13 protein-coding genes and 1 pseudogene are annotated in these 6,294 nt (G+C 49.0%); 9 read left to right on the top strand and 5 right to left on the bottom strand.

Going from position 1 to position 6,294, the window contains the following annotated elements; translation table 11 throughout:
- From AAE045_RS22850 to AAE045_RS22870, 5 genes and pseudogenes are all read right to left on the bottom strand, one after another.
- Nucleotides 1-242, bottom strand: a pseudogene (locus tag AAE045_RS22850) (hypothetical protein); the annotation flags it as partial.
- Between the two features lie 99 nt (nt 243-341).
- The gene (locus AAE045_RS22855; RefSeq protein WP_455549631.1) at nt 342-542 is read right to left on the bottom strand and encodes a DUF7167 family protein; all 201 of its coding nucleotides are present in this window, start codon (nt 540-542) and stop codon (nt 342-344) included.
- Nucleotides 543-797: 255 nt separating this feature from the next.
- A complete protein-coding gene (locus tag AAE045_RS22860; protein ID WP_455549632.1) occupies nt 798-959 on the bottom strand; it encodes a hypothetical protein in 162 nt (53 codons plus the stop codon).
- A gap of 10 nt (nt 960-969) precedes the next feature.
- Complete coding sequence (locus tag AAE045_RS22865) at nt 970-1,299, bottom strand: antitermination protein N (protein ID WP_455549633.1); 330 nt, start codon at nt 1,297-1,299, stop codon at nt 970-972.
- A gap of 391 nt (nt 1,300-1,690) precedes the next feature.
- Nucleotides 1,691-2,374 carry a LexA family protein gene (locus tag AAE045_RS22870; RefSeq protein ID WP_455549634.1) on the bottom strand — a complete coding sequence of 228 codons (684 nt, stop codon included), beginning with the start codon at nt 2,372-2,374 and terminating at the stop codon, nt 1,691-1,693.
- Between the two features lie 99 nt (nt 2,375-2,473).
- Between AAE045_RS22870 and AAE045_RS22875 the strand changes: the two genes are divergently transcribed.
- From AAE045_RS22875 to AAE045_RS22915, 9 genes are all read left to right on the top strand, one after another.
- A complete protein-coding gene (locus AAE045_RS22875) occupies nt 2,474-2,704 on the top strand; it encodes a Cro/Cl family transcriptional regulator (protein WP_455549635.1) in 231 nt (76 codons plus the stop codon).
- Between the two features lie 123 nt (nt 2,705-2,827).
- On the top strand, nt 2,828-3,106 hold the full coding sequence (locus tag AAE045_RS22880; protein WP_455549636.1) for a lambda phage CII family protein: 279 nt from the start codon (nt 2,828-2,830) through the stop codon (nt 3,104-3,106).
- A 77-nt stretch (nt 3,107-3,183) separates the two neighbouring features.
- Nucleotides 3,184-3,999, top strand: coding sequence for a replication protein (locus AAE045_RS22885; RefSeq protein ID WP_455549637.1), 816 nt, complete (start codon nt 3,184-3,186; stop codon nt 3,997-3,999).
- Nucleotides 3,996-4,724, top strand: a complete 729-nt coding sequence (locus AAE045_RS22890; RefSeq protein WP_455549638.1) for an ATP-binding protein — start codon at nt 3,996-3,998, stop codon at nt 4,722-4,724. The genes AAE045_RS22885 and AAE045_RS22890 overlap by 4 nt, the downstream gene beginning before the upstream one ends.
- Nucleotides 4,721-5,107: a hypothetical protein gene (locus AAE045_RS22895; protein ID WP_455549639.1), complete on the top strand. Its 387-nt coding sequence runs from the start codon at nt 4,721-4,723 to the stop codon at nt 5,105-5,107. The genes AAE045_RS22890 and AAE045_RS22895 overlap by 4 nt, the downstream gene beginning before the upstream one ends.
- On the top strand, nt 5,091-5,261 hold the full coding sequence (locus tag AAE045_RS22900; RefSeq protein WP_455549640.1) for a hypothetical protein: 171 nt from the start codon (nt 5,091-5,093) through the stop codon (nt 5,259-5,261). Before AAE045_RS22895 ends, AAE045_RS22900 begins: the two co-directional genes overlap by 17 nt.
- Nucleotides 5,258-5,533: a hypothetical protein gene (locus AAE045_RS22905; RefSeq protein ID WP_455549641.1), complete on the top strand. Its 276-nt coding sequence runs from the start codon at nt 5,258-5,260 to the stop codon at nt 5,531-5,533. The genes AAE045_RS22900 and AAE045_RS22905 overlap by 4 nt, the downstream gene beginning before the upstream one ends.
- Nucleotides 5,530-5,829, top strand: coding sequence for a hypothetical protein (locus tag AAE045_RS22910; protein WP_455549642.1), 300 nt, complete (start codon nt 5,530-5,532; stop codon nt 5,827-5,829). Before AAE045_RS22905 ends, AAE045_RS22910 begins: the two co-directional genes overlap by 4 nt.
- A 40-nt stretch (nt 5,830-5,869) precedes the next feature.
- The coding region (locus tag AAE045_RS22915; protein WP_455549643.1) for a hypothetical protein at nt 5,870-6,294 on the top strand (425 nt) is incomplete at its 3' end.

Genomic DNA, 6,294 nt, shown 5'->3' on the forward strand with positions numbered 1-6,294 from the left:
TCACGATTAACGGACTCAATCTGTGCCTTGGCTTTTGCAAGTTCTGCTTCTTGTCGCGCCTTCTCTTTGGATAGATAAGATTCAACTGGCGTGTCGTGCAGGCTCTTTGCAATGAATCGCTCACCACCGGGTATCTCGTCGCCCTGCGCAGTAACAAAGACTTCTTGAACGATGGTTTCTTGATTATTCAGTGCGCCGACGATCACAACTTTGCGGCCGTCTGACAGGAATTTGGTTTCCATACTTTTCTCCAGGCAAAAAGAAGCCCACCGGAGTGGGCAATAAGGACAGCGAGGGTTCAGTATCTGTTCTCAGGGAATGAAAGCAGATACGGAATGGGGTTAGTCGTCGGTAATTTCTTCAAACCCCCACTCCATTCTCTCCCATGCAATTTCTTTCATTACTTCTTCACGCTCCTGTTCAGGCATCGAATCCCATTCGTCTGAAGTAATGTTCAGGTCTTCTTCTAGGTCGATTTCCTGCTCATAACTCGAAAAGGCGTTCGCACCTGAGTTAAGCCAAACTTTAAATTTACGTCCCATATCTATTCTCCTGTAGCCTTGCAACCGGACTGAATCACGCTGTAACTCCCATTTTTCTTTTCAGAAACCGAGAAATAATGGTTGCCAGATATGCCTATTCCCCAGCTTGTAGACGTCCCATCATCAGGTTTCTTTTCTCGAATGAAGTGATTAAGAGCCACGGTCGCAGCCTCGATATCACTTTTCGATTTGACGCTAATCGTCACTCTCATCATTCACTCCAATCTGCATAAAAAAGGCCGCGATTAGGCGACCTTATCTGTTAGTAAGCGCAGGTTCATTCCAGGTTAGCTTTTTCTTAAGTTGTGGTGCGCGATCAAATGCTCGGGACAGCCAGTTATACTTGTGATACCAGACCTTGCCGCGCTCATCACCGTGACGTGCGCTACCTGGGCGGCGTTTAATTACAATTTTCATTCTGCTCACCTCAAATTAATGGAATGCTGCGACCCTTCATCTTCTGGCGGCCGTGGCAAGTAACGCCTTGCTCACCTGGTTTCTTGTTCCAAACGCGCTGATTTCGCTTGTCCATCTGACCGCGCAACGCTTCGTGTAACTCCAGCGACTTAACCAGTTGCGTAATCACTTCGTTAGCAATTGGCTCAACTGCTTTCTGCACCCGGTCAACGTTACGTTTAAGCGTTAATACCTGGCGTTCCGGTTTAGCGCTGACCCCAACCGACAGGGGATTAGCAGCTTTCCATTCAGCCCGCTTATCTGCGCGACGTTCGCGGCGGCGTTCTTGTGCGTTAGTCATTCATCCTCCTGTCAGTGTGTTTTGGTGGTGTGGTGAAAGCATCCCAGGACGCCATTCGGTGGATTCGAACCCCAAACTGCCAACAAGCCAGTTGAGCGCCTCTTCGCTGGTACGAAGAGCTTTCACCACACCCCGAAACACGCTTACTTCGGTGTATTTGCGCTTCTTCAGCGCTATCTGTTAATGAGCATTCACCGTCCTGGTGAGTAATGCGTCCTGCTGATGGGATGAACATTACCTCAGGGTAAATTCCTTGTCTATACCTGTGGGTAAATTATTTTGGCGTAAAAGTTTACCCCATTGATATGTGAGGTAATTTTTATTTTATGTTTAGTGCTGCGGAGGCATAAAAAAACCCGCACGAGGCGGGTTTGAAGAAGGTATTGGACGTTTAGGGGATCTTCTGCCATTTCACATCAACCACCGTACCGATGATTGAGCAATTTCCGTCGATTTCTGTCATTGGATATTGAGGGTTGAGGGGCTTAAGGAATTTTCTTCCAGCATCCTCAATATACATTTTGAAGGTAGCCTCGTTGTCATTGACAAGTTTTGCCACTACCAACTTTCCGCTTTTAGCTTCTTTGCTTGGGTCAACAAGGATAATCATGCCTTCCGGCACCGTGAATCCAACAGGAGACGTCATCGAATCGCCGCGAACCGTTAGCCAGAAAGAATGTGGACCGACATGTTGAGTTGTCTCAGGCCATTCATCGATTTCGCTTACTTTATATGGTTCAACAGCTTCAAGCCATTGCCCAGCGCTTACCCAACTGATCAATGGGAATCCCTTCGTTTCCTGATGCTTGCCAGCGTATTGTACGTTGTCATGGCCTTTGTCATCGATACCATCCATCCAGCCGCGTGGAAGTGAGAATGCTTTTTCAATCACTTCGACCATATCATCGGCAATGCGTCTCTTACCATTCTTACCTTCTTCGTAAAGCATGCGCGATACGTAAGAGGGCTCTCGTTCAATTTTGCGAGCGAGTTCTACAGCTTTGCCGCCGCATTTCTCATCTCGTAATTGTATAAGGCGCTGACGCCTTTTCTCGTATTTGTCCATATCGAGCATTTTATTATGCATTACCTTTTGGTAAATAACCTACAGGTATTGCTAAAACGGTTACCTGCGGGTAAACTAAATCCATGTGAAGGTAAACAAGGAAACGAGATGAACGAATTACGCATCTATCTCAACAACCTTTCACTGGATGAGCAAAGAGAATTTGCAGCTAAGTGCGGCACGAGTATTGGATACCTCCGTAAGGCACTAAGTAAAAACCATGAGCTTGGCGCGGCGCTTTGCGTGCTGATCGAAAAAGCCAGCTTAGGGAACGTAACACGCAAACATCTTCATCCAGGTGACTGGACAAGCATTTGGCCTGAATTAGAGGCCGCCTGATACACCCCGCTCTTTACACATCTCGCCCTGAAGAAGGGCAGTAATCCAAAAGACTACAAATCTAAGTGGCACCTGCTATGGGTTCGCCACGTAACTACTTATACAACAAAGGAAGTATGACAAATGGAACACGCAAACAAACGCAACGAGGCCTTACGCATTGAGAGCGCATTACTCAACAAGATTGCACTGGTTGGCACAGAGAAGACAGCAGCCGCTGTAGGTGTCGATAAGGCGCAAATAAGCCGGTGGAAGCGAGACTGGATTCCGAAGTTCTCCATGCTTCTGGCTGTACTTGAATGGGGCGTAGTTGATGACGAGATGGCAAGACTGGCTCAGCAGGTAGCTAAATTGCTGACAAAAGAAAAAGCCCCGGAGTGCGGCAAACACTTCGAGGCCTGATGCGAAAAGACTGGATCAATTCACAGGAGAAATTATGCCAGGAATAACTGGATATGTAAACAGGGGAGGTTGCTGCCATGGCAGAGCCAGCCCTTGATAATGTCAGAGCAATCAGACCTGATTTACAGGTCGTGGAGCGAAGAGTGGCAGATATCGATGATGGGTATACCCGTATCGCTAACGAGCTGCTGGAAGCTATCGCAAGTGCCGATTTAACAGCGAGGCAGTTGAAAGTCATGCTGGCCTACGTCCGAAAAACATACGGCTTCAACAAGAAAACAGATCGCATTGCAGATGAGCAAATCGCTCACATTACCGGGCTGTCACGGCAGAACGTTAATAAGGCAAAAAAAGAACTGCTTTCAATGAATTGCCTGTTTATGGATGCAAGCAAAATCGGAGTGAACAAGGAAGTTTCAGCATGGCATTTCAGCAAGTGTCTCCAAGTTAGTAACCTTGTCTCTAAACCAGAGACATCAGGTGTCTCTAAGTTAGAGACAAATCGAGTCTCTAAACCAGAGACACACAAAAGACATACTCTAAAGACAGATAAAGAAACTAATACCCCTATAGTCCCCAAAACGAAAAGTCATGGCTTTGATCCGATGGCTGTAGATATCCCTGAATGGCTGAGCAAGGCTGCATGGCAGGAATGGGTTCAGTACCGGAAAGAATCTCGCAAGTCTATCAACTCGCAACTCACCGTAACCAAGGCGTTTAATAAGCTTCAGGAATATCTGGCTGAAGGGAATGACCCGGTCGCCGTGATTAACCACAGCATCGCTAATAGCTATCAGGGCCTGTATCCACCGAAACCTACCCCAGGTAAGCGGCAAGGCTTCCAGCAACCATCCAAACCAATGAACCATATCCCGGAGGGCTTCACAGGATGAGCGCATTCGACGTACTGAAACGCCTTAGAGCAGTGATGCCGGAAGGTGTGACGCCAAAGTTTGAGACTGCGGCAGATTTGATGGCATGGCACCAGGAGCAGGGGAGAGTGACCGCTGAGCGCATTGCTGAGCAGAACCGACTTACCCGGCTGCAAGGTGTACTGGGACGCTCTGGCATTCAGGAGCTACACCGCACCTGCACGTTCCAGAATTACAACGCCGATCTGGCAGGGCAACAGCATGCGCTGGCGAAGTCCAAAGCGTGGGCTGCTAAGTTCGGCTCTGGGTTCGGCGGGTTCATCTTCAGCGGTGGCTGCGGTACTGGCAAGAATCACCTGGCGGCCGCAATTGGTAACGCGCTGCTGAATGTTGGAAAGTCTGTGCTGGTCGTAACAGTGCCTGACCTGATGATGCGGTTTCGCGAGACGTACCAGGACGGTTCACGACTGACCGAAGCAGACCTGATGAACGACCTGTGCAACGTTGACCTGTTGGTTCTGGACGATATCGGTGTGCAGCGTGGCAACGTCAACGAGAACGTGGTGCTGTTCCAGATTGTCGATCGCCGACTATCGAACAAGAAGCCGGTAGGCATGCTGACCAACCTGGACTCGGCAGCACTAACCGAATTACTCGGCCCACGCATCATGGACAGGATGACGATGGACGGCGGAATGTGGATTAACTTCGACTGGCCCAGCTACCGGAGGAACGTGAAATCATGATCGCAACTGAAATTGAAACAACCCTGCCATACAAAATCTGGACGGTCATCGAAAGCCACCCGGGCTGCAACATGCAGTTTATAGCCCGGCAGCTCGGCATGGATACGAGAGCGATATCTTCCCCGATCACTAAGCTCTGCCATGCTGAAAAGTTGGTGCGAACCGGCATTCGCGGGAAGGGCGTGTATTCCATCAAGCGTGGAGCTAGACCACAGAACAAGTACGGCCGTGGAACATACCAGCCAAAGGATTTTGTAGGCGAGATGACTTACGTCACATCGCACGACGGCAACACTATTTTCGAAGAGTGCCGCCAGAACTGGCCCGGCTACCGGCTTAATCAGTATTTGCGAGAGGTGAGAGCTAATGAACTCAGAGGATAAATTCAAAATTACCGGGCTATGGAACGGTGAGCCATTCGAGAAAATCATGGAAGCGGAAGATGAAAATGACGCTGCTAGTACCTTCATGCTTTTCGCATCACTGGCGCACGCCCAGATAAATAACCTGAATGTTGTGGCGGAGGGTGCGGCATGAACGAAGCAATGCAGGAGCTATTAACCAACCCACGTTTCGCTGCAGTTCTTGATAAATGCCTGGAAGAGGAAGAGCTGATAACCCAATTCGAGCGCTTGACCGGAATCACCCGCCCGCCAGCTCGCCGCTCGCCAATTGAAGTCATGGTCGATAAGGCTACCGGGTTTGCGCAAGACCAGTGGGAAGCTTTCTTCACCGAGTTTATCCCGTTCGTGTACCGCTACATCTGGCTGACATGGCCGGAGCGAAACAATCAGGAGTGCTGGGAATGACATGGTATCTCATAACATCAGGCATTGTTCTGAATGCCCTGCTTGCACTGGCCGCGATACTCGTAATCTGGGTGTGGTTCATCTGGCCGCTGGTTGAGGCTATCAGCATTACTCGATGCTTTATCCGTGCTTCAAAATCCTGCGGCGGTAAACCAACGCTTCGTGAAATGAATCGAACGCTGGTTAAGTGGTATCTGGATTTACTTTTCGGTCGAAGCTGGACTCGCATCAGTAACCGGCAGTTTGAATGGGAAGGCGTTGGTAAGTGGCGCGTTTACCGGAACCATGACGAATAACAGGCTCGCAAATCGCGGGCCTTAATTTTATGGAGGATTTATGAAGATTACAGACGACGATTTTTTGAAGGCAATATGGAAATCAGTAGCCGAGAATCTGCCATACGCAGCAACTCACAATTACTTTGGCGATAAGCGCGGGTTGGTGCCTAACGACTGGTTTTATGTTCGCTACTCGACTCACATCTGCACTGCTCGCCGCAGTAACCGCATTGACCTGCCCATCGGCAACGCCGCATCTATGAATCGAATTAGAAAGCTAATCGCAAAAGTCCTTTTGTGTGCCGAAAAGCACAGGCCTGGCGATGCGTTTTATTTCTGGCTACCTGACTCACTAAACAAACCTGCATTTGAGCTAACTCTTTCCATGTTGGAATCATACGGCATAACGAAAGAGTCAGTGGACGGCTTTGGTTTTGATGTTGTGGCAAGAAAGATAACGAATAGCCTGATGTCTAGGTTTGG

The organism is Dryocola clanedunensis, assembly GCF_038405435.1.
Taxonomy (GTDB): domain Bacteria; phylum Pseudomonadota; class Gammaproteobacteria; order Enterobacterales; family Enterobacteriaceae; genus Dryocola; species Dryocola clanedunensis_A.

Coding starts and splice junctions, on each gene's coding strand:
- AAE045_RS22855 (WP_455549631.1), bottom strand. CDS start 542: ATGGGACGTAAATTTAAAGTTTGGCTTAACTCAGGTGCGAACGCCTTT.
- AAE045_RS22860 (WP_455549632.1), bottom strand. CDS start 959: ATGAAAATTGTAATTAAACGCCGCCCAGGTAGCGCACGTCACGGTGAT.
- AAE045_RS22865 (WP_455549633.1), bottom strand. CDS start 1,299: ATGACTAACGCACAAGAACGCCGCCGCGAACGTCGCGCAGATAAGCGG.
- AAE045_RS22870 (WP_455549634.1), bottom strand. CDS start 2,374: ATGCTCGATATGGACAAATACGAGAAAAGGCGTCAGCGCCTTATACAA.
- AAE045_RS22875 (WP_455549635.1), top strand. CDS start 2,474: ATGAACGAATTACGCATCTATCTCAACAACCTTTCACTGGATGAGCAA.
- AAE045_RS22880 (WP_455549636.1), top strand. CDS start 2,828: ATGGAACACGCAAACAAACGCAACGAGGCCTTACGCATTGAGAGCGCA.
- AAE045_RS22885 (WP_455549637.1), top strand. CDS start 3,184: ATGGCAGAGCCAGCCCTTGATAATGTCAGAGCAATCAGACCTGATTTA.
- AAE045_RS22890 (WP_455549638.1), top strand. CDS start 3,996: ATGAGCGCATTCGACGTACTGAAACGCCTTAGAGCAGTGATGCCGGAA.
- AAE045_RS22895 (WP_455549639.1), top strand. CDS start 4,721: ATGATCGCAACTGAAATTGAAACAACCCTGCCATACAAAATCTGGACG.
- AAE045_RS22900 (WP_455549640.1), top strand. CDS start 5,091: ATGAACTCAGAGGATAAATTCAAAATTACCGGGCTATGGAACGGTGAG.
- AAE045_RS22905 (WP_455549641.1), top strand. CDS start 5,258: ATGAACGAAGCAATGCAGGAGCTATTAACCAACCCACGTTTCGCTGCA.
- AAE045_RS22910 (WP_455549642.1), top strand. CDS start 5,530: ATGACATGGTATCTCATAACATCAGGCATTGTTCTGAATGCCCTGCTT.